At 54.1% G+C, this 1,506-nt stretch carries 1 protein-coding gene and 1 pseudogene; both read right to left on the bottom strand.

Annotated elements, in window-relative coordinates; all coding sequences use genetic code 11:
* Positions 1-1,172, bottom strand: a pseudogene (locus AC1DZ5_RS21500) (hypothetical protein); the annotation flags it as partial.
* A gap of 115 nt (positions 1,173-1,287) precedes the next feature.
* The coding region (locus tag AC1DZ5_RS21505; RefSeq protein WP_477892844.1) for a hypothetical protein at positions 1,288-1,506 on the bottom strand (219 nt) is incomplete at its 5' end.

A 1,506-nucleotide genomic window follows, 5' to 3' on the forward strand; every position in this document is an offset into this window, starting at 1 on the left:
CCGTCGCCACCACTGACCCAGCCCGTATTGATCGCTGCACCATCGTCAAACAAGTCGAACTTGACGCCAGCGTCGATGCTCTGCGTTCTCACACCGTCTCCGTTCAAGTCCAGGATGATGGGCGTACCCGTCGTCAGGTATTGGTAGGCGTTGGTTGTAAATGCCGGAATCTGGGCAGAGGTAAATGCTTCCACCTGCGTGGTGGAGAGAACCATGGTCTGCACCGATGTAATCGCTACGATCTGTGTCGTGGTCAGAACCTCCAAATCTGCCGTTTCAAAAGCCACGATCTGGTCAGTTGTTAAAACCTGTATGGCACTGGTGGAAAGCGCCATTGCCTGATCGGTAGACAAAGAGACAATCTGGTCTGTTGTGAGCGCCAAAATTTGCGCCGTTGTCAGGGCTGCAATCTGCGAAGTGGTCAGAGAGGGGATATTCCACCCTAATGAGGGCAATGCCGCAGTTTGGGCAGTCGTCAATGCGGCCATCTGCGCAGTCGTCAGAGCGAGCACCTGTGCCGTAGTAAAAGCACTCAACTCCAACGTCGTCATTGCGTAGACTTGCTGGGTTGTCAAAACGGCTATGTCCCGCGTTTCAATGGCTCGCACCTGCATGGTAGACAGTGCCATGATGTCAGTGGTCGTCAGGGCAGGAAACTGGTCAGTACTCAGCGCCACGATTTGCGCCGTAGTTAGTGCCCTCACTTGGCTTGACGTCAGCGTTGCTATATCCGTCGTTTCTATAGCGACCACCTGATCTGTCGTCAATGCGGCCACACTAGATGTCATTAGTGCAGGAACCTGATAGGTCGTGAGAGCCACGATCTGATCAGTGGTCAATGCCGCAATATCACTGGTATTCAACGCAACCAGCTGTGAAGTCAAGAAGACGCTGATTCCGGTAGTGGTGAAAGCCTGCACCTGATCCGTGGTGAGACTCGCAATTTGAGCAGGCGTAAGCGCTTGTACCTGGGCCGTCGTCAATGCGGCAATCTGTGCAGTCGTCAGCGACCAGGCAGGGGGAGAAGTCGTGGTGGCTGTCTGGGTATTCCCATTGGAAATACCCAACAGGTCGTCAAGCCAACGGCCTAGATCAAAAAACTTATCCGACAAAGACCCAAATAGCTTCTCTCCGTACGGTGATCCAAACAGTAGCGTTAGAAACCACAACATAGTTCATGGACCTAGTCATGGCACATCAGCCCCTGGATTGGATATGAAAGGAGCATGAGCCATCCTTTGCATTACGTTCCCCAGTGAGCTGATGGTTCGCCACATAGACTTCAAATCAGGTCTTGCCCCCTGTTGTCAGCATATCCCCAGCCTGTGGGTCCTGAATGCCGGTGAGTTTCAAGGTGGTCGTGGTCGGCACCCCCAGTGACGGGCTACCCATCGCAGTTCCATTCACATCGAACTGTTTCATCGCATCCGCCAGACTGGTCACCGCCAACGCCACAGGACTCAGTGTCGGCGCAGGTGCTGCCCCGTCTGCCGATGCTGCCGCCAT

It is taken from the genome of Rhodoferax sp. P1_F3 (assembly GCF_056405715.1).